This is a genomic window from Thalassospiraceae bacterium LMO-SO8, assembly GCA_031655335.1.
Taxonomy (GTDB): domain Bacteria; phylum Pseudomonadota; class Alphaproteobacteria; order Rhodospirillales; family Casp-alpha2; genus UBA1479.
Genome location: CP134226.1, coordinates 2,485,205 through 2,504,292, shown reverse-complemented (window position 1 = coordinate 2,504,292; position 19,088 = coordinate 2,485,205). Strand labels below are relative to the sequence as shown.

Sequence of the window (19,088 nt, the reverse complement as noted above, 5' to 3'; positions counted from 1 at the left end):
CCCACGAATTGCTGCTTATGTCGCGGCCTGGGCCGCCCCGATTGCTGACGGATTGTATACGTTTCAACGGGGGGCGACATTAAACAGGCCGCGCCGCGCATGGCAACAGAACGCGATGACGCAGTGCAGCGAAAGCGGGGATTATTCCTGATCGTGGAAATGGCGGGGAAAAATGCCGCCGGATCGGAATTTAGTGGTGGAAGAGAACCGGAATTTCGGCCTTTTCGACCACGTATTGGGTAACGCCGCCGATTTTAAAGTCGTGGCGGCGGGCATGGGCATAGCCACCCATCAGCAACAGATCGATGCCGTTGTCGGCGCAAGCCTTCAGTAGCGTCTGGCCGACCTCGTGCGGGTCGCAATCGAGAATTCGGGTCTCGCTTTTCTTGCCATGCCAACGCAGGTATTCGGCAAGGTCCGACGCGGGAAGTTCATCGCCATGAGTCTCCGGCGCCGACAGGATCAGCAGTTTTTCCGCCCCTTCGACGATCGGCCGGGACGACGTGACGGCGGCCGCGATCTCGGCGCTGCCGTTCCAGGCGATGGCGATGTTCCGGCCGATCTCCTTGATGTCCCGGGGCGGGACGCAGATCACGGGCTTGCCGGTTTCCATGAGGGCCGCTTCGAAGGTGTTGATGCCCAACTGTCCATCGGGCTGGGCGACGAAGATCACATCGGTCAGACGGCCGCGGCGGGCGACGACGTTGGCCTGGCGGCCCTTTTCCTCGTGCCACGAGGCGGATACGCCCTTTGCGCCATTGCGTGGCTCGGTGATGTCGGCGATGCCGTGGCGTTCGCAATAATCCACGTACAGCTTTTTGACCCGGGCCTCTTCCTCGGCCGCATGGGTTTCCGCGATTTCGTTCACCACATCACGCACGCCGGCCAAGGTCGCGCCGTAGGCCAACATGTCTTGAGAACCCATTCGGGCATGGACGACGTCGATATGGGCATCGAATTTCTTCGCAAGCGCCACTGCGGCGTTCAGGACCAGTTCGCCCTTACCATCACCACGCACGGGAACAAGAATATTTCGGATGCTCATGGTCGTCCTCCCCTTATGGCCGGACCGCCCCGGCCAAAACGGCCGGGGCTGCCGGAATTGGTCAGATCACTCTAGCGTCTAGAACAGACCCTCGATTTGACCTTGGTCGTTGAGATAGATGTTGTTCGCCGACGGCACCTTGGGCAGACCCGGCATCGTCATGATGGCGCCGGTCACGGCGACGATGAATTCCGCCCCCGCCGACAACCGCAGTTCGCGGATCGGCACGGTGAAGCCCGTCGGCGCGCCCTTGGCGTCCGGATCGGTCGAGAAGCTGTACTGCGTTTTCGCCATGCAGACCGGGAAATGCCCATAGTTTTTCTGCAAATCGGCGAACTGCTTTTCGATCGCGCCGTCGCAGGTGATGCCGTCGCCGCCGTAGATCTTCTTGACGATGGTTTCGACCTTGTCGCGCAGCGGCATGTCGTCCGGGTACAGCGGCTTGAAGTCGGCGACGCCGGAATCGGCGAGTTCGACAACATGCTTGGCCAGGTCTTCCGTGCCGGCACCGCCGTCCGCCCAATGGGTGGCGATGAAGGCTTTCACGCCTTCGGCTTCGGCCGCCGCCTTCACGGCCTGAAGTTCGGCATCCGTGTCGGTGATGAAGTTGTTGATGGAAACGGTCACCGGCACACCGAACTGCTTGGTGTTGCGGATGTGGCGGACCAGGTTGTCGCAACCCTTCTTGACCGCGTCCACGTTCTCCGTGCCCAGGTCGGCCTTGGCCACCCCGCCATGCATCTTCAGCGCGCGCACGGTGGCGACGATGACCGCCGCCGCCGGCTTGAGGCCCGCCTTGCGGCACTTGATGTCGAAGAACTTCTCGGCGCCCAGGTCGGCGCCGAAGCCGGCCTCCGTCACGACGTAGTCGGCAAGCTTGAGCGCCGACTTGGTCGCGATGACCGAGTTGCAGCCATGCGCGATGTTGGCGAACGGACCGCCGTGGATGAAGGCCGGGTTGTTTTCCAGCGTCTGCACCAGGTTCGGCGCGATGGCTTCCTTGAGCAGCACGGACATCGGGCCCGGGCCCTTGACGTCGCGGGCGTAGATCGGCTCGCGGTTGCGGTTCTGGCCGATCACGATGTTACCGATCCGCTCCGTCAAATCCTGCAGGCTGGTGGCCAGGCAGAAGATCGCCATGATTTCCGACGCCACGACGATGTCGAAGCCGTCTTCCCGGGGGAAGCCGTTGGCGACGCCGCCGAGCGAGTTGGTGATCTGACGCAGCGCCCGGTCGTTCATGTCCACCACGCGCTTGAAGGCGACGCGGCGGCTGTCGATGGCCGGCTCCAGGCCCCAGTAGATGTGGTTGTCGATCAGCGCCGCCAGCAGGTTGTGGGCGATGCCGATGGCGTGGAAGTCGCCGGTGAAATGCAGGTTGATGTCTTCCATCGGCACGACCTGGGCATAGCCGCCGCCGGCGGCCCCGCCCTTCATGCCGAAGCAGGGGCCGAGGGAAGGTTCGCGGATGCAGATCATGGCCTTCTTGCCGATCTTGTTCAGACCGTCGCCCAGGCCCACGGTGGTCGTGGTCTTGCCTTCGCCGGCGGGGGTCGGGGTCACGGCGGTGACCAGGATCAGCTTGCCGTCGGGGTTTCCTTCCAACGACTTCAGGTAGTTCATGTCGACCTTGGCCTTGTGCGGGCCGTACTGCAGAAGCGCGTCGCCGGGAATGCCCAGCTTCTCGGCGCCGACATCGGCGATCGGCTTCATGGTGGCTTCGCGGGCGATTTCGATATCACTTTTGGGCATGGTTTCCTCTCGCGTCCCTCTTTCGGGATCTCTGGAGCCTGGGTTGTTTCCTCTGGGTCGATGGCGGCCGCCGATCAGGCGCCCAGCACCTTCCCTTTTTGCAGGCCGACTTTGGCCACGTATTCAGCTGCGGTGATCTTCTTGTCGTCGTGGGGGCGCAGGCGCATCACCTTGACGGCGCCGCCGGGGGCCGCGACCAGGATGTGATCGTCTTCGATGCCGACGACCTCACCCGGCTTGCCGCCGGTGTCGCCGTCGACCTTGCGGGAATCAAAGATCGACAGTTCGTTGCCGTCGATGGTGGTCCAGGCACCCGGCTGGGGGTTGCAGCCGCGGATCTGGTTGTAGACCTCGGCAACGGGCTTCGACCAATCGATCTGCATGTCCTTCTTGCGGCACCAGGATTCGTAAGTCGCTTCGTCTTCGTTCTGGGGGATTTTCGGCGGGTTGCCGGCTTTCACCATGTCGATGGCTTCCAGCATCATCGCCACGCCGCGGTCGAAGATCTTGCCGAAGTAGATATCGCCCAGCGTATCGTCGGGGCCGATCGCGACCTTGTCCTGATGCAGGATGAAGCCTTCGTCCAGGCCGTCGTCGGGCCAGAAGATGGTGATCCCCGTTTCCGTGGCACCACCGATGATCGGCCAGTTGATGGACGACGGGCCGCGATGCTTGGGCAGCAGGGACGGATGAAAGCAGATCGACCCGTGGGTCGGGATGTCGCGGGCTTCTTCCGGCACGAAGATGATCATGTAGGCCATGACCATCAGGTCGGCCTTCAGGGACCTCATGTGGTCCAGCACTTCCTTGTCCGTGTAGTTGGGCGGCTGGAACAGCGGCAGACCCTTTTCCAGGGCGAATTCCTTCACCGGGTCCGCGGGCTTGCCTTCCTTGTCCGGCGCACAGAACACGCCGACGATTTCGTCTTCGCCCTTTTCCAGGATCGCTTCCAACGTGGCCTTGCCGAAGGCCTGCTGGCCGTTAAGGATCAATCGCATGAGGGTCCTCCCTTGGGGATATTTTTGGTTCGCTGGAACGGGGGCGGTTAGACCGCGCCCCCGGATTTCGCAGCTTCGATTTCGTCCGGATTCAGGCCGATTTCCGCCAGGATCTCGTCCGTGTGCTCGCCCAGAAGCGGCGAGCGCTTCACATCGGCCGGGCAATCGGACAACTTGATCGGGTTGCCGACCGTGAGGTAGGCGCCGCGTTCCGGATGGTCGACCTCGACCACCGTGCCGGTGTCGCGCAGGCTCTGTTCCTCGGCGATTTCCTTCATCGACAGGATCGGGCCGACGGGGATGTCCAGCGGGTTGCAGATTTCCATGACCTCGAACTTGGTCTTGGTCATGGTCCAGGCCTCGATGGCCTCGAAAATCTGATTGAGATGCGGCAGCCGCGCCTTCGGCGTGGCGAAATCCTCTTCCGTTTTCCATTCCGGCTTGCCGATGACGTCGCAGATCTTCTCCCACACCGCAGCCTGGGTGATGAAGTAGGTATAGGCGTTGGGATCGGTTTCCCAGCCCTTGCACTTCAGGATGCGGCCCGGCTGGCCGCCGCCGGAATCGTTGCCCGCGCGCGGCGTCGCGTCGCCGAAGGGGATGCCTTCGCCGAACTGGGAATACTCGGTCAGCGGACCGGCCTTCAGGCGCTGCTGGTCGCGCAGTTTCACGCGGCACAGGTTCAACACCGAATCCTGCATGGCGCATTCGACGCGCTGGCCCTTGCCGGAATGGGTCCGCTGATACAGCGCCGTGACGATGCCGAGGGCCAGGTGCAGGCCCGTGCCGCTGTCGCCGATCTGCGCCCCGGTAACCATGGGGATATCGCCCAGCATGCCGGTCGTGGAGGCCGAGCCGCCGGCGCATTGCGCGACGTTCTCATAGACCTTGCATTCGGCGTATGGGCCGGGGCCGAAACCCTTGACCGAGGCATAGATCATGCGCGGGTTGATTTCCTGGATCTTTTCCCAGGAAAAGCCCATGCGGTCGAGCGCGCCGGGCGCGAAGTTCTCGACCATCACGTCGCAATGCTGGATCAGCTTGGTGAAGATCGCCTTGCCCTCGTCGGACTTGGTGTTCAGCGTCACCGAGCGCTTGTTGTGGTTCAGCATGGTGAAGTAGAGCGAGTCGGCGCCGGGCACGTCGACCAACTGCTTGCGGGTTGCGTCACCGACGCCCGGACGTTCCACCTTGATCACGTCGGCCCCGAACCAGGCGAGAAGCTGGGTACAGGTGGGGCCCGACTGCACATGGGTCATGTCCAGAATTTTGACGCCTTCGAGAGCTTTCATTGTTCGTTCCCGTTATTCAGTTTTGATCGGATAGAGCTGCGTTACTTCTTCGCGACGACGCTCTGCGGGTTCAGATTGCCGATGCGACCGCTTTCGGTGCCGGCGTTTTCGTCGATGACCGCGTTGACCAGCGCCGGCCGGCCGGCCTTGATGGCCTCGGTCACCGCCTGGTTCAGTTCGTCCGGAGACGTCGCGTAGAAGCCGAGGCCGCCGAAGGCCTCCATCATCTTGTCGTAGCGGGCATCCTTGACGAACACGGTCGGCGCCACGTCGGAACCGCCCGTCGGGTTCTTGTCGGTGCCGCGGTAGATGCCGCCGTTGTTGAACACCACCACGCAGACCGGCAGGTTGTATCGGCAGATGGTTTCGATCTCCATGCCGGAGAAGCCGAACGCCGAGTCACCCTCGATGCAAAGCACCTGTTCGCCGGTTTCGACCGCGGCCGCGATGGCCTGGCCCATGCCGATGCCCATGACGCCCCAGGTGCCGACATCCAGGCGCTTGCGCGGCTTGAACATATCGATGATGGAGCGCGCGAAATCGAGGGTGTTGGCCCCTTCGTTGACCAGGACCATGTCCGGGTTGGCGGCGACGATGCGTTTGAGAACGCCGAGCGCACCGTGGAAGTCCATGGGCACGTTGTTGTTCTGCAGGCGGGGCGCCATCTTTTCGACGTTGGCGTCACGCTTGGCCTTGACCGCGTTGATCCAGTCGGCCGGCGGGGTCTTCCAGTCGCCGCCCATGCCGTCGAGCAGCAACCCGACGCAGGACGCGATGTCGCCGACCATCGGGGCCGCGATCTCGACGTTGGAATCCATTTCCTTGGGGTCGATGTCGATGTGCACGAATTTCTTCGGCGCGTCGCCCCACTGCTTGCCCTTGCCGTGGCTGAGCAGCCAGTTGAGCCGGGCGCCGATCAGCATGACCGTGTCCGATTCCTTCAGGACCAGCGAGCGCGCGGCACCCGCGTAAAGGTCATGATCGTCCGGCAGCAGGCCCTTGGCCATGCTCATGGCGATGTAGGGAATGCCGGATTTTTCGACGAGTTCGCGGATCTTGTCGTCGGCCTGGGAATAGGCGGCGCCCTTGCCCAGGATGATCAGCGGCTTCTTGGCCGCCTTCAGGACATCGAGAGCGCGGGTGACCGCCTCGGGCGCCGGCAGTTGCGCCGGGGCCGGGTCGATGACCTTGACCAGCGACTGCTGCCCCTTCAAGGCGTCCATGGTCTGGCCCAAAAGGGCGGCCGGAAGGTCGAGATAAACCCCGCCCGGGCGGCCCGACACGGCGGCACGGATGGCGCGGGCGACGGCGATGCCGATGTCCTCGGCGTGCAGCACGCGGTAGGCGGCCTTGCACAGCGGCTTGGCGATGGCGAGCTGGTCCATTTCCTCGTAATCGCCCTGCATCAGATCGACGATTTCCCGTTCGGACGAGCCCGAGATCAGGATCATCGGATAACAGTTGGTCGTGGCATGGGCCAACGAGGTCAGGCCGTTGAGAAAGCCCGGCGCGGAAACGGTCAGGCAGACACCCGGCTTCTGGGTCAGATAGCCGGCGATGGCGGCCGCATAGCCGGCATGCTGTTCATGGCGGAACGACAGAACGCGCATGCCCTCGGCCTGCATGAAGCGGCCCAGGTCGGTGATCGGAATCCCCGGCACGTTATAGATGTTGGTGATGCCGTTCAGCTTCAGCGCGTCGATGACGAGGTGAAAACCGTCCGTAAGCGTGCCGGCCTCGGGGGCCTCCTGCGCCTGGGTATCGGTTGCCGTATTTGCCATTTCTTTATTCTCCCTTGCGGTCTCTGCTGGACCGAAGTCAGGCCCCCGTCTGCCGATGGCGGACCGGAATGCCCGACGGATTGTCCCTAGTCCAAATAATCCACGTATTGTTCGATATGCCGGGCCAGGTTCATGGAATGCTCCCGGACCAGCCGTTCAGCCAGCTCCGCGTCCCGTTGTTCGAGCGCCTCAATGATATGCATATGGTCGATCACCGACCGCTTGGCGCGGTCGCCTTCGGAAATGGTGCGGGCGCGGATCGAACGCATATGGATAAACAGATTGTCGGACATGTCCTGGATCAGCTTGCAACCGCCGAGCTTCAGGATCGCCTGATGGAAACGGATGTTCTTGGATGAATATTCGTCGATGGCGGCCTTGGCCTCTTCGCTTTCGACGTCCGCGAACATGGTCCGCAGTTCGGCGATGTCCTCGTCGGACGCGACCTCGGTCGCCAGCCGCGCGGCCATGCTTTCCAGCGCCGCCCAAACGGTGATCAGTTCCAGAACCTCGCGCTTGGTCTTGCGCACGATGAACACACCCTTGCGCGGAACGATATGAACCAGGCCCTCCTGCTCCAGGCGGGCCAAGGCTTCGCGGATCGGCGTGCGGCTGATCTCAAGCTGTTCGGAAAGTTTCCGTTCGTCGAGCCGAAGTTCGGCGTCCTCGGCATAGATGTTCATTGAGGTGATCGCCCGCCTCAAGGAATCGTAGATCCGGTCCTTGAGCGAGAAGTTCGCGTCGATCGGCTGAACGACCAGTCCGGACGACCCCGTCGCTTCCGTATCGGCGATGTTTTCGGCTTCTCTTTCCATGGTTTTGTCCCGGGGAGTCCCCTAAGTTGATCGTGTTGCCGGCGGGTTCCCACTTGCCCTCTGCCAGCTTGGTCGAGGGTATAGCCGCTTTCGCTGTGGTATACAATACACCAGAAACCAGAAGCCAGCACTTTCCGCCCTTAAAGTCACCTCCCGCGCCGTCTGGCGGAGCCGCCCCGCGGCCCCGCCGTTTACGGCTGCAATTTATCCCGCCACCGGCTTCTTGCCGCGGATGCGCCGCCACACGATCTGGAAAGCCGGCAGGAACAGAAGCACCAACGCGATGATCGTGATCGGGCCGGCGATCGGCCGATTGAAGAACACCAAGACGTCACCCCCGGAAATCAACAGAGACTGGCGCAACGCCGGTTCGGCGATGGGGCCCAGCACGATGGCGAGCACCGCGGGGGCGACCGGGTAGTCCAGCTTGCGCATCAGATAGCCGCCGACACCCAGGATCAGCATCAGCCAGACGTCGAACATGCGTTCCGTCGCGGCGTATCCGCCGACCATCGACAGGACGAAGATCAGCGGCGCCAAAATGGTGAACGGCGTCTTGAGGAACCACAGGAACAGCGGAATGAAGGCGATGTTGATGATGACCGCGAACAGGTTCGCGGCATAGAGCGAGGCGATCAGACCCCACACGAATTCCGTTTCCGTGACGAACAGGCGGGGGCCCGGCTGCAGGCCCCAGATGACCATGCCGCCCAGCAGCACCGCCGTTGTCGGCGAACCGGGAATGCCGAGCGTCAACATGGGCAGCAGGGAGCCCGTGGAGGCCGCGTTGTTGGCGGCTTCCGGCGCAACCACGCCCTCGACCGCGCCCTTGCCGAACATATGCGGCTCGCGCGACGTCATCTTCGCGACACCGTAAGCCATGAGAGAACCCGGCGTGGCGCCCGCCGCCGGCAGGATGCCGACGAAGAAGCCGAGGGACGAGCCCATCAGCCAGGCTTTCCAGGTGCCCCAGATGATCTTGAGGTTGCTCATCACGCGTTCGACCGACATCGTGACCTTGGACATCATGGTTTCGCCGCGGCTGACCTCGATGGTCCACATCATTTCGCCGATGCCGTAGATGCCGATGGCCAGCACCAGGAAGTTGATCTTGGACTGGAAGCCGATCAGGTCGAACAGAACCAGGCGCGGTTCGCCCGAGATGATGTCGAAACCGATGGCCGACATCACCATGCCGATGCAGATCGAGAAGATCGTCTTCGCGATGTCGTCGCCGGACAGGCCGACGAACGTCGCGAAGGCCAGGATCATCAGCGCGAAGATTTCCGGATCACCGAAATCCAGGGCGACGGAGGCCAAGGGCGGCGCGAACAGAGTGAACAGGATGACCGAGATCGTGCCCCCGGCGAACGACGCCAAAGCCGCCGCGATCAGGGCCTTGTCGGCCTCGCCCTTCATGGCCAGCGGGCGCCCGTCGAAAGTCGTCGCAACGGCTGTCGAGGCGCCGGGAATGCCCAGCGTGATTGAGGATATGGCGCCGCCGTACATGGCCCCGTAGTAGAGCGCGGCCAGGAAGATGATGGCGGATGCGGGCGGCACCAGGAAGGTCATCGGCAGCAAGATGGCAACGCCGTTGACGGAGCCCAACCCGGGCATGGCGCCCACGAACAGGCCGACGATCACGCCCAGCACGATCAGGCCGAGGTTCAGTGGCTCGAAAGCGACCAGAAAACCGTCTGACAGAAGACCGATAAGTTCCATTGTTCTTTACTTCGTTTCCCCGGACGGGGCCGGACGTTGCCGGCGGGCCGTCGTGTTTCGTGGTTCCTGGTCTTTTGTAGACCAGAGAATTTTCCGCTCCTGCCCCATATGCCGGGGCGACCCGTCAGCGCAGGTTCAGAGGAAGAAGTTGTAGAGCGGGATGTACAGGGGGTCCATGAACCCCGTGGGCAGGAAGTTCCGCAAGGCGATGTCGAAGAACATGAAGAGGACCACGGGTGTCGGCAAGGCGATGCCCAGGGTGACTCTCCACGAATGCCCGCCCAGAAAGCGGATGTAGTAGATCATGAAAACCATGGCGGCGAAGTGCATGCCGATGATGTCGACGAGCGCGATCATGCCGGTCACGCCACCGCCAACGACCAAGAACATCTTCATGCCGTAGGCGTCGAGAAAAGGATCTTCCGACTTGGACGGCGGGCTCGTCCGGCGAAACCAGTTGACGATCACCCAAATAATGGAACCGAGCATGAACGCGGCCAGCCAGAAGGGCCAGAAGCCGCCGCCGGGGCCCTCGCCGGGGATCCAGCCGATGGGCAGTTCGGCGCTCTTCACCATTAGATATATGGAGAGGCCCGCCATCAGGACAGCAGTGATGATTTCAGCACGACGCATGACGACGGAACCTCCCCTATATATCGTTTCTTCGGATATCAGACGGACTTAGCCTTTGATGGCGCCCATCTTGACCAGCATCTTGCGATGCACTTCGTTTTCACGCTTCCAGTAGGTGACGAGCGCGTCGCCCTGGAGCAGGTCGCCCTGCAGGCTCTTGGACTTCATGTACTTCTGCCAATCTTCGGTGGCATAAGCCTTCTTGAAGACCTCCTGATAGAACGCCTGGGCTTCCTTGCTCATGCCCGGCGCGCCGACGACGGAGCGCTGCATGTAGTAGACGAAGTCCTGACCCAGTTCCTTGAAGGTCGGCGTGTCCTTGAACAGCGGCAGACGCTCGTCGGTGAACGACGCCAGCGGCACGACCGTACCGGCTTCGAAGAAGCCGAGGGCTTCCGACGGGTTGTTGACCGTGGAGTTGGCGTGCTTGCCGGCCAGCTGCTTGGCGACCTTGCCGCCGCCCTTGTAGGGGACGTACTTCATGTTCAGGCCATAGGCCGCGTTCAGGAAGTCGGCGAGCAGGTTGTCTTCGGACGCCTTGCCGGTACCGGCCATGATCCACTGGTTGCCGGCGGCCTTGGCGGCCTTCACGTATTCATCAACGGTCTTGATGCCGGCGTCCTTGTGGACCCACAGCACGAAGGTGTCTTCGGCCATGCGCGCGATCGGCGCGAAGGTCAGCGGATCAACCTCCAGCTTCGGCTGGCGAAGCGGCGTGGTGTAGAAGCTGTTCAGGGTGACCATGATGGCATGGTCGGGGTCCTTGTGGTTCTTCATGTACACAAGGGCTTCCGCACCGGAACCGCCGGGCTTGTTGATCGGCGTAACAGGCTTCGGCGACAGCTTATGCTTTTCGATGATCGACTGCATCAGACGCGCCAGCTTGTCGGCGCCCCCGCCTTTGCCTGCCATCACGACGAACTGAATCGGCTTAACCGGCTCCCAGGCCAGGGCAGTTTTGCCCGCAATGGCCGTGAAACCGGAAACCAGGCCGACGGTAACGCCGACGCCCAGCAGTTTCTTGACAAAAGTCTTCATGGGTGTCCTCCCAGTTGTTGATAGCGCCATAGCGCACTCGGCCACAGTATAGGCCAAAGTCGAACGGCGGTTAAATGTCTTCCCCTTGCGCCTGTATTGTTTTTGTCCGGCGGTCGGATCAGACGGTCCTGTCAATTCACTTGGTCGATGTTTTCCCAAACGTTGCAATACACCCTGCTTTGGCTCTTTTGAGCTCTTTGGCATTTGGTATACCACGGGCAAAATAAGATCATTCCCTCCAGGAAAGATCAATGGTTTTTTTTGAGACTCATTTGAATAACCACCCTTCGAAAGCCACCCAGGGGGCCTTGCGACGGCCTCGAAGCACACGGGTGAAACCGGCCTAATTATCTGAAAATAAATTACGTTTCCGCGATATAGCAGCCGTTCAGCCGACCCGCATTACCGCGCGGAAAAAAGATATCGACGGACGGTTTCGAAAGGGGCGCCGGGCGCCGGCTCGCGGAACAGGGCGACGCCGTCCACGGCAAGCGGGGCCGCCAAGGCCGCCGCGAACAGTCCGTCCAGCAACGGCAGATAGCGGGCCGCCGCCTCGTCCGAAAGGCGTCCCGTCAAGGTCATGTGAAAGCGGAATTCCTCCAGCACGAAGGGATAGCCCCAGGTTTCCAGCAGAGCATCCTGCCGGGGCGTGAGCCCCCGCGCCCGCCGCCGCGCCAGGGTTGCCGCGTCCGATGGGCGCCGGAACGGCTCAAAGGCCCGCAGGCAATCGGCCGCCAGGGCCTCCAGGGCCGCCAGATCCGCCGCCGGCCCGGAGGGGCAAAGGGCGATAAATCCGGCAAGATGCGTGACCGACAACGCCGTCGTCCGAAAGGCCCCGCGCCCGGCGGCGAAACGCGCCAGCGCCCCGTCCAGGTCCGCGAGGTCGCAGCCCTCGGCCAGATGGAAGGGCGGCTTCAGGGTCGCGTGGAAACCATAGCGCCGGGGCTCGGCCGTCACTTCCGCCCACTCCTCTGTGGAAATGCCCGCATCGGCCGCTTGCGGCGGCAGGGGCGCGTCCCCCGTGGTTCCATCCGGATTCCGCCCAAGCCAACGACAGCCCGTCTGCCATAGGCTCGTATCCGGGCCGGGGACGAAGTAGACAGCGTAGCGTTCCGCGGTTTGGCTCATGGGGCCGCCGGCGCCGGACACCTAGGCCGCCCCGGCGGGGGCAAGGGCGAGGACGCGGGTCGCCACGGCGTCTCGCATCTGCGCGTCATGGAAAATACCGACCACCGCCGCACCGCGCGCCGTCGCTTGACGGATCACATCGACCACCACGTCGCGATTGGCCTTGTCGAGAGACGCCGTCGGCTCGTCGACCAGCAGAATCGGGTAGTCGGCGATGAAACCGCGGGCCAGGTTGACGCGCTGCTGCTCGCCGCCGGAAAACGTCGCCGGCGCCAAATGCCACAGGCGTTCGGGAATGTTGAAGCGGGCCAGCATGGCGCCCGCCGCCTGCTCGGCCGCCGCCGCATCGATCCCCTGGGCGCGCAGCGGCTCGGCCACCACCTGCAAGGCCGGCACCCGGGGAATGACGCGTAGAAACTGACTGACGTAACCCATGGTGCGGCGCCGCAGCTCGAGAATCTCATGCGGCTGGGCGTGGGCGACATCCGTGACGCGTCCGTCGTGGCGGACCAGGATGCGCCCCTGGGGGCACAGATAGTTGCCGTAGATCAGGCGGATCAGCGAACTTTTTCCCGTGCCCGACGGCCCGTGCAGGGCCAGGCATTCGCCGGCGAAGACCTCCAGGCCGATATTCCGGAACACGGGCAGTTCGACCCCGCCCTGATTGTGCAGGACAAAGGACTTGGACAGACCCTCGATGCGGATCACCAGCGTGCTCATGTCTGCAACACCGAGGATACGAGAAGCTGGGTATAAGCATGCTGCGGATCGTCCAGAACCTGATCGGTCAGGCCCTGCTCCACCACCTCGCCCCGGCGCATGACCATCAGGCGGTGCGACAACAGGCGCGCCACGGCCAGGTCGTGGGTGACGATCACCGCGGACAAGCCCAGGTCGTTGGTCAGGCCGCGCAGCAGGTCGAGCAGGCGCGCCTGCACCGAAACGTCAAGCCCGCCCGTGGGTTCGTCCATGAACACAAGGCGTGGCCCCGACACCAGATTGCGCGCGATCTGAACGCGTTGCTGCATGCCGCCGGAAAACCGTGACGGCAGGTCGTCGATGCGATCCATATCCATTTCCACCCGGCCGAGCCAATCCGTGACCTGCGCGCGGATGGCGCCGTAGTGGCGCGCCCCCACGGCCATCAGGCGTTCGCCCACGTTGGCGCCGGCGCTGACCCCCATGCGCAGGCCATCGCGCGGGTTCTGATGCACGAAGCCCCAGTCCGTGCGCATGAGCATGCGGCGCTCGGCCTCGGTCAAGGCATAGACAGCCGCCTGATCCCCCCCGCGCAGGCGGTATGTCAGACTGCCCGACGACGGCATCATCTGCGCCGACAGGCAGTTCAACAGCGTCGTCTTCCCGGATCCGCTTTCGCCGACCACGCCCAACACCTCGCCCGGCCACAGGTCGAAGGTAACGTCGCGGCAGCCGATGCGCTCGCCGTAGGAATGGGTGATCTCCCGCGCGCTGAGCAGCGGGGCGTCCTGAAAGGCGGCGGCGTCCGTCATTCGCCGTCTCCCCGGTGACCGTCGGCGACGCGGCGTCCGCAATGATCCGTGTCGGAACAGACGAACATGGACCCGCCGTGATCGTCGGTGATGACCTCGTCGAGGAAACTGTCCCCGGCGCCGCAGATGGCGCAACGGGCCTCCCATGTCTGGACCGCGAAAGGATGGTCCTCGAAATCCAGGCTTTCGACCCGGGTATAGGGCGGGATCGCATAGATGCGCTTTTCCCGCCCGGCGCCGAACAACTGCAAGGCGGCCATTTCGTGCATCTTGGGGTTGTCGAACTTGGGAATCGGCGACGGCGCGGTCAGGTAGCGGCCGTTGACCAGTACCGGGTAATCGTAGGACGTCTCGATATGGCCATAGGTGGCGATGTCCTCGTACAACTTCACATGCATGACGCCGTAATCGGCAAGCCCGTGCATCTTGCGGGTTTCGGCCTCGCGCGGCTCGAGCCAGCGCAAGGGTTCCGGGATCGGCACCTGATAGACGATGATCTGGTCGCCGCTGAGCACCGTTTCGGGTATGCGGTGGCGGGTTTGGATGATCGTGGCGTCCGCCGTCGCCTCGGTCGTGGCGACCCCCGCCGTACGCGCGAAGAAACGGCGGATGGACACGGCGTTGGTGGTGTCGTCGGCCCCCTGGTCGATCACCTTCAATACGTCCGCCAGCCCGATGATCGAGGCCGTGACCTGAATACCGCCGGTGCCCCAACCGTAGGGCAGCGGCATTTCGCGCGACCCGAAAGGCACCTGATGGCCCGGAATCGCCACGGCCTTGAGGATCGCGCGGCGGATCATGCGTTTGGTCTGTTCGTCCAGATAGGCGAAGTTGTAACCGCCCTCAATCGATGTCTGCGCCTGGGTCATTCGGCGGCCTCGTTGCGCCGGGCCTCGGCCTCGCGCCTGAGGGCGCGGACCAGGACCAGCTCGCTCTGGAAATCCACGTAATGGGGCAGCTTCAGGTGCTGCACGAAACCCTGGGCCTCCACGTTGTCGGAATGGTAGAGCACGAATTCCTCGTCCTGGGCCGGAGCCTCGATCTCTTCGCCCAGTTCGCGGGCGCGCAGGCTGCGGTCGACCAGGGCCATGGACATGGCCTTGCGCTCGGACCGGCCGAACACCAGGCCGTAGCCTCGGGTGAACTGAGGCGGCTCCGTCGCCGAGCCCGCGAACTGATTGATCATCTGACATTCCGTGACGGTGATGTCGCCGATCTCGACCGCGAAGCCCAGTTCCTCGGGCACGATCTCGACCGCGACCTCGCCCATGCGGATTTCCCCGGCGAACGGATGAGTGCGGCCATAGCCGCGCTGCGTCGAATACCCCAAGGCCAGGAGAAACCCCTCATCGGCGCGGGCCAGATTTTGCAGGCGCAGGTCGCGCCCGGCGGGAAAGGCGAGCGGCTCGCGGGTCAGGTCGGCGACCTTGCCGTCGTCCCCGCCGTCCCCCGCATCCGGTTCGATCAGGCCTTGATGGGCGAGAATATCCGTGACCCGGGGCATGGCGTCCGCCATCGCCGTCGGCTCGCCTTCGGGCGCGGGCGGCACCTCGCCCCCCGCCGCCAGGGCGAAGTCGAGCAGGCGGTGGGTGTAGTCGTAGGTCGGGCCCAGCACCTGGCCGCCCGGCAGGTCCTTGAAGGTCGCCGAGATTCGCCGCCGGACCGTCATCGCCGCCGTGTCGACCGGCGTGGTGACGGCCAGACGCGGCAAGGTGGTGCGGAAGGCGCGCAGAAGAAACACCGCCTCGACCAGATCGCCCTGCGCCTGCTTGATGGCCAGCGCCGCCAGATCAGGATCGTAGAGAGAGCCCTCGCCCATCACCCGGTCGACGGCGAGCGACATCTGTTGCTTGATCTGGTCCAGCGTCAGCTCGGGCACGCCCGGATCGCCGCGCCGTTCCTCGGCCAGCAGCGCATGGGCATTGTCGATGGCCTTTTCCCCGCCCTTGACCGCGACGTACATGGCCTCAGCCCTCCACCCGCGTCGTGCGCGGCAGGGCCGCGATCCGCCGACCCCCGCAAAGGATCAGATCGACGCCACGGGGAAAGCGGTCCGCGTTGCGGCCCAACTGTTCGACGATCCCTTCGGGCAGGCCCGCGATGCGGAGCCCGGCATCGCCGTCGATGCCGGGGCCGGTGAGCCGCCACACGCCCTCGCCGCCGGGCAACCCGGCCGCCAGGTCCGCGACTTGAACGATTAGGGTCGCCGAATTTTCCGGCGCCTCGTCCGTGCCTTGGCGAAACCCGTCGAGCGCGGGCAGGGTCAGTCCGTCGGCGATCAGGACGAAATCAGCCTGATCAGGGCCGGCCGCGCGGGGAGCACCCGTGTGGAAGGCAAGAAACGCCGCCGCCGCGTCCGTGTCCCGGCCACCGCCGTCGATCCACAACGGCGTTTCGAAATCCAAAAGTGCCAGGCACACCGCCGCCGCCGCCGGTGTCAGGGGGAACGGCGGATCGATTTGAACCGCCGTCTCCCGCACCTCGCCCGGTCGTGACATCGCGCGCAGGACGTCCCGGAACACCCCCTGCGCGTCATGCACGGGATCGGGAAGCCCGGCGGCCAGGCCGCCGGCCGCCATGTTTGCCGGGGCGGTCATTCGGGGCCCGCCGCTTGTTCGCGGACCAGGGTGAAGAATTCGACCCTGGTCGCGGCGGTCTTTGCCGCCGTGCGTGCCCGCGCCATGGCCCGCGATGCCCGCAGCGGCGCGATGACACGTTCCCTGATCCGGTCCGCCCAGACGTCCGTCTGCAACAGGCCGTCGAACAGGGCCGCCAGTTCCGCATGCCGGGCCGAGCGGCCGGCGACATAGCCATGCCCGACAGTGCCGTCGTCCAGGCGCAGGGAACAGCGGGTGACCGTCATTTCGCCCAGGTTAAAGGTCTGACCGTCACCACCAGCACGTCCCCGCACCATCGCCAAGCCCTGTTGCGGCGCCCGCAAGACGTCGTATCCCACGGCCGCCAGTTCCGGCGCCTGCGCCCGCCAGGCGGCTTCCAGGTCGGCTTCGGATGCGCGCGCCAGCAGGCCCATCCATTCCGCGCGGCCATCGGGGCCGGTCATCTCGCCAGAGGCCTCGGGCTTGGAAAAACGGTTCATTTTCGTTCAGATCTCCGCCGATCTTGTGCGCCACAGAACCTGCGCCGGCCCTTGTCGCATGAGTAGACAAACTGAATATTTGTCTAGACGTCTATTTCTTTCGTGATAATATGACCCGACCTGCCCGGCAAGTAAATCGGCAAGTCGTGACGATTCGATGACACGCCGGCGGCGGATCATCATGGGACGGAATGAGGCCAAGTCATGGACCCAACGAGAGTGAAACGCGGATCGGGCGTATCCCTGTGGCGCCAGATCGAGGAACAGATTTCCGACGACATCGCCAGCGGCATGATCGCACCCGGGTCCCGCCTGCCGACGGAACACGATCTGGCCGAACGCTTCAACGTCAACCGCCATACCGTGCGCCGCGCCATGAAGGCGTTGGAGCAGGAAGGCCTGATCCGCATTGAACAGGGCCGCGGCACCTTCGTTCATGAGCACGTCATCGACTACCCCGTGCGCCGCCGCACCCGGTTCACGGAAAACATCATGGCCCAGCGCCGCCAGCCCGGCGGATGGGTCGTGCTGAGCGAACGGGTCAAGGCCACGGGTGATGTCGCCGAAGCCCTCGATCTTGAGGAAGGGGCGCTGGTGTCCCTGATCCGCACGATCGGGGAGGCCGACGGCCGGCCGATCAGCGTCGCCGACCATTATTTTTGCGCCACGCGCTTCCCCAGCATGATCGAGGGGTTCGAGGAATCACGGTCGATTTCCAAGGTTCTTGCCCAGTTCGGCGTCACCGACTTCTTCCGCAAGATCACCCGCGTCACCACCCGCATGCCCGATGCCGACGAGATTCAGCTTCTCAGCCAGCCGCCCAACCGGCCGGTACTGGTCGCCGAAAGCATCAACGTGGACACGGACGGCAAGCCCATCGAATACGGCCTGACCCGGTTCGCCGGCGACCGCGTGCAGTTGCTGTTCGAACCCTCGACCTGAGACCTTCCGGTCCCCGCGGGACGCGCTGTCATCCATACGTCATCCCAGGGTCACCGTCCGGACACGCCCCGCCTCTAAGAGGATCGGAACGATACCGGCGGGCGGCCCCAATGCCGCCGACGAACAGAGGTGCGCGGGATGATGAACATCGTGGTAAATAGTCGTTCCATGGCTTCGGAACTGATTTTCACCAATGCCACGGTGGTTACCCGCGAACGCGCCTTCACCGGCACGCTGCGGGTCACGGGCGGCGTGATCCGCGACGTCGATGAGGGACGCAGCGGCCTGCCCCATGCCGTCGATTGCGAGGGCGACTACCTGATCCCCGGCCTGGTCGACATCCACACGGACAATCTGGAAAAACACCTGGAACCGCGCCCCGGCGTGAGATGGCCGGGTTTGGCGGCCTTTCAGGTTCACGACCGCATGCTGGCCACCGCCGGCGTCACGACGGTCTTCGATTCCCTGGTCGTCGGCGACATGCACCTGGGAAAACCGGGCCGCCAGGGAGCTTTGGAACTGGCCAAGGACGTCCTCACGAACTCGATCGCCGACGACCTGATGAAGGCCGATCACCGTCTGCACATCCGTGCCGAGGTCGCCTCCGACACGGTGATGAACGAACTTGCCGACATCATCGACCATCCCCTGGTCGCCCTGGTGTCGGTCATGGATCACACTCCGGGCCAGCGCCAATGGCGCGACCTGGACAAGTGGAAAAAGGTATACAGCCGCGTCTACACCTCGGCGGAACTGGACGCCCAGATCGACGGCCTGATCGAACGGCAGAAGAACTACAGCGCCCAGAACCGCCAGGCGGTCATCGAGGAATGCCGCGCGCGCGGCATTCCGCTGGCCAGCCACGACGACACCACGGCCGAACACGTGGCCCAGGGCCACCAGGAAGGCATCCTGATTTCAGAATTTCCGACCACCCTGGACGCCGCCCGCGCCGCCCATGCCCACGGCATGAAAACGATCATGGGCAGCCCCAATATCGTGAAGGGCGGATCGCATTCGGGCAACGTCGCCGCCGCGGCGTTGGCCGAGGCCGGTCTATTGGACGGTTTGGCGTCCGACTACGTGCCGATTTCCATGATCCATTCGGTCTTCATCCTGGTCGAAGACCACGGGATCGCCCTGCCCGACGCCGTCGCCATGGTGACGGCCGAACCTGCCGCCATGGTCGGCCTGACCGACCGCGGCGAGATCGCCCCCGGCAAGTCCGCCGATCTGGTCCGGGTGAAGTCCTACCGGGACCTGCCGGCGATCATGGGGGTATGGCGGCACGGCCGTCAGGTCGCCTAAGCCGACACCCCGGCAAGAACGGCCGA

The 19,088-nt window shown here is 64.0% G+C and carries 18 protein-coding genes; 2 read left to right on the top strand and 16 right to left on the bottom strand.

Annotated elements, in window-relative coordinates:
- Positions 1 to 190 precede the first annotated feature (190 nt).
- From RJ527_11975 to phnG, 16 genes are all read right to left on the bottom strand, one after another.
- Entirely contained in the window at positions 191 to 1,045 is an 855-nt protein-coding gene (locus RJ527_11975; GenBank protein ID WND74759.1) for a universal stress protein, read from the bottom strand.
- 78 nt (positions 1,046 to 1,123) lie between these two features.
- Positions 1,124 to 2,797: a formate--tetrahydrofolate ligase gene (locus RJ527_11970; protein WND74758.1), complete on the bottom strand. Its 1,674-nt coding sequence runs from the start codon at positions 2,795 to 2,797 to the stop codon at positions 1,124 to 1,126.
- Positions 2,798 to 2,871: 74 nt separating this feature from the next.
- A complete protein-coding gene (locus RJ527_11965; protein ID WND74757.1) occupies positions 2,872 to 3,795 on the bottom strand; it encodes a methionyl-tRNA formyltransferase in 924 nt (307 codons plus the stop codon).
- Between the two features lie 47 nt (positions 3,796 to 3,842).
- Positions 3,843 to 5,087 (bottom strand): formyl-CoA transferase, encoded by a 1,245-nt coding sequence (frc, locus tag RJ527_11960; GenBank protein ID WND74756.1) that lies wholly within the window; start codon positions 5,085 to 5,087, stop codon positions 3,843 to 3,845.
- Positions 5,088 to 5,128: 41 nt separating this feature from the next.
- Positions 5,129 to 6,868, bottom strand: a complete 1,740-nt coding sequence (gene oxc, locus RJ527_11955) for an oxalyl-CoA decarboxylase (GenBank protein WND74755.1) — start codon at positions 6,866 to 6,868, stop codon at positions 5,129 to 5,131.
- An 86-nt stretch (positions 6,869 to 6,954) separates the two neighbouring features.
- Positions 6,955 to 7,683, bottom strand: coding sequence for a GntR family transcriptional regulator (locus tag RJ527_11950; protein WND74754.1), 729 nt, complete (start codon positions 7,681 to 7,683; stop codon positions 6,955 to 6,957).
- Positions 7,684 to 7,887: 204 nt separating this feature from the next.
- The gene (locus tag RJ527_11945; GenBank protein ID WND74753.1) at positions 7,888 to 9,405 is read right to left on the bottom strand and encodes a tripartite tricarboxylate transporter permease; all 1,518 of its coding nucleotides are present in this window, start codon (positions 9,403 to 9,405) and stop codon (positions 7,888 to 7,890) included.
- A gap of 135 nt (positions 9,406 to 9,540) precedes the next feature.
- Entirely contained in the window at positions 9,541 to 10,038 is a 498-nt protein-coding gene (locus tag RJ527_11940) for a tripartite tricarboxylate transporter TctB family protein (GenBank protein WND74752.1), read from the bottom strand.
- 48 nt (positions 10,039 to 10,086) lie between these two features.
- Positions 10,087 to 11,076: a tripartite tricarboxylate transporter substrate binding protein gene (locus RJ527_11935; protein ID WND74751.1), complete on the bottom strand. Its 990-nt coding sequence runs from the start codon at positions 11,074 to 11,076 to the stop codon at positions 10,087 to 10,089.
- A gap of 402 nt (positions 11,077 to 11,478) precedes the next feature.
- Positions 11,479 to 12,204, bottom strand: coding sequence for a DUF1045 domain-containing protein (locus RJ527_11930; protein WND74750.1), 726 nt, complete (start codon positions 12,202 to 12,204; stop codon positions 11,479 to 11,481).
- Positions 12,205 to 12,225: 21 nt separating this feature from the next.
- A complete protein-coding gene (gene phnL, locus RJ527_11925) occupies positions 12,226 to 12,924 on the bottom strand; it encodes a phosphonate C-P lyase system protein PhnL (protein ID WND74749.1) in 699 nt (232 codons plus the stop codon).
- Positions 12,921 to 13,715 (bottom strand): phosphonate C-P lyase system protein PhnK, encoded by a 795-nt coding sequence (gene phnK / locus RJ527_11920; GenBank protein ID WND74748.1) that lies wholly within the window; start codon positions 13,713 to 13,715, stop codon positions 12,921 to 12,923. Before phnK ends, phnL begins: the two co-directional genes overlap by 4 nt.
- Positions 13,712 to 14,584: an alpha-D-ribose 1-methylphosphonate 5-phosphate C-P-lyase PhnJ gene (locus RJ527_11915; protein WND74747.1), complete on the bottom strand. Its 873-nt coding sequence runs from the start codon at positions 14,582 to 14,584 to the stop codon at positions 13,712 to 13,714. Before RJ527_11915 ends, phnK begins: the two co-directional genes overlap by 4 nt.
- Entirely contained in the window at positions 14,581 to 15,678 is a 1,098-nt protein-coding gene (locus RJ527_11910) for a carbon-phosphorus lyase complex subunit PhnI (GenBank protein ID WND74746.1), read from the bottom strand. The genes RJ527_11915 and RJ527_11910 overlap by 4 nt, the downstream gene beginning before the upstream one ends.
- A gap of 4 nt (positions 15,679 to 15,682) precedes the next feature.
- Positions 15,683 to 16,312 carry a phosphonate C-P lyase system protein PhnH gene (gene phnH, locus RJ527_11905; protein WND74745.1) on the bottom strand — a complete coding sequence of 210 codons (630 nt, stop codon included), beginning with the start codon at positions 16,310 to 16,312 and terminating at the stop codon, positions 15,683 to 15,685.
- Positions 16,309 to 16,812, bottom strand: a complete 504-nt coding sequence (gene phnG / locus RJ527_11900) for a phosphonate C-P lyase system protein PhnG (protein WND74744.1) — start codon at positions 16,810 to 16,812, stop codon at positions 16,309 to 16,311. Before phnG ends, phnH begins: the two co-directional genes overlap by 4 nt.
- A 204-nt stretch (positions 16,813 to 17,016) precedes the next feature.
- Here phnG and phnF point away from each other — a divergent pair, with 204 nt between their 5' ends.
- Both phnF and RJ527_11890 read left to right on the top strand, forming a co-directional pair.
- Positions 17,017 to 17,754 (top strand): phosphonate metabolism transcriptional regulator PhnF, encoded by a 738-nt coding sequence (phnF, locus tag RJ527_11895; protein ID WND74743.1) that lies wholly within the window; start codon positions 17,017 to 17,019, stop codon positions 17,752 to 17,754.
- A 168-nt stretch (positions 17,755 to 17,922) separates the two neighbouring features.
- The gene (locus RJ527_11890) at positions 17,923 to 19,062 is read left to right on the top strand and encodes an alpha-D-ribose 1-methylphosphonate 5-triphosphate diphosphatase (protein WND74742.1); all 1,140 of its coding nucleotides are present in this window, start codon (positions 17,923 to 17,925) and stop codon (positions 19,060 to 19,062) included.
- Positions 19,063 to 19,088 lie beyond the last annotated feature (26 nt).

Bases quoted from the DNA above. Each gene is read 5' to 3' on its own strand.
- RJ527_11915 (WND74747.1), bottom strand. From the start codon at position 14,584: ATGACCCAGGCGCAGACATCGATTGAGGGCGGTTACAACTTCGCCTAT.
- RJ527_11910 (WND74746.1), bottom strand. From the start codon at position 15,678: ATGTACGTCGCGGTCAAGGGCGGGGAAAAGGCCATCGACAATGCCCAT.
- phnF (WND74743.1), top strand. From the start codon at position 17,017: ATGGACCCAACGAGAGTGAAACGCGGATCGGGCGTATCCCTGTGGCGC.
- oxc (WND74755.1), bottom strand. From the start codon at position 6,868: ATGGCAAATACGGCAACCGATACCCAGGCGCAGGAGGCCCCCGAGGCC.
- RJ527_11930 (WND74750.1), bottom strand. From the start codon at position 12,204: ATGAGCCAAACCGCGGAACGCTACGCTGTCTACTTCGTCCCCGGCCCG.
- phnL (WND74749.1), bottom strand. From the start codon at position 12,924: ATGAGCACGCTGGTGATCCGCATCGAGGGTCTGTCCAAGTCCTTTGTC.
- RJ527_11950 (WND74754.1), bottom strand. From the start codon at position 7,683: ATGGAAAGAGAAGCCGAAAACATCGCCGATACGGAAGCGACGGGGTCG.
- RJ527_11970 (WND74758.1), bottom strand. From the start codon at position 2,797: ATGCCCAAAAGTGATATCGAAATCGCCCGCGAAGCCACCATGAAGCCG.
- frc (WND74756.1), bottom strand. From the start codon at position 5,087: ATGAAAGCTCTCGAAGGCGTCAAAATTCTGGACATGACCCATGTGCAG.
- RJ527_11965 (WND74757.1), bottom strand. From the start codon at position 3,795: ATGCGATTGATCCTTAACGGCCAGCAGGCCTTCGGCAAGGCCACGTTG.
- RJ527_11890 (WND74742.1), top strand. From the start codon at position 17,923: ATGGCTTCGGAACTGATTTTCACCAATGCCACGGTGGTTACCCGCGAA.
- RJ527_11935 (WND74751.1), bottom strand. From the start codon at position 11,076: ATGAAGACTTTTGTCAAGAAACTGCTGGGCGTCGGCGTTACCGTCGGC.
- RJ527_11975 (WND74759.1), bottom strand. From the start codon at position 1,045: ATGAGCATCCGAAATATTCTTGTTCCCGTGCGTGGTGATGGTAAGGGC.
- phnK (WND74748.1), bottom strand. From the start codon at position 13,715: ATGACGGACGCCGCCGCCTTTCAGGACGCCCCGCTGCTCAGCGCGCGG.
- RJ527_11945 (WND74753.1), bottom strand. From the start codon at position 9,405: ATGGAACTTATCGGTCTTCTGTCAGACGGTTTTCTGGTCGCTTTCGAG.
- RJ527_11940 (WND74752.1), bottom strand. From the start codon at position 10,038: ATGCGTCGTGCTGAAATCATCACTGCTGTCCTGATGGCGGGCCTCTCC.
- phnH (WND74745.1), bottom strand. From the start codon at position 16,312: ATGACCGCCCCGGCAAACATGGCGGCCGGCGGCCTGGCCGCCGGGCTT.
- phnG (WND74744.1), bottom strand. From the start codon at position 16,812: ATGAACCGTTTTTCCAAGCCCGAGGCCTCTGGCGAGATGACCGGCCCC.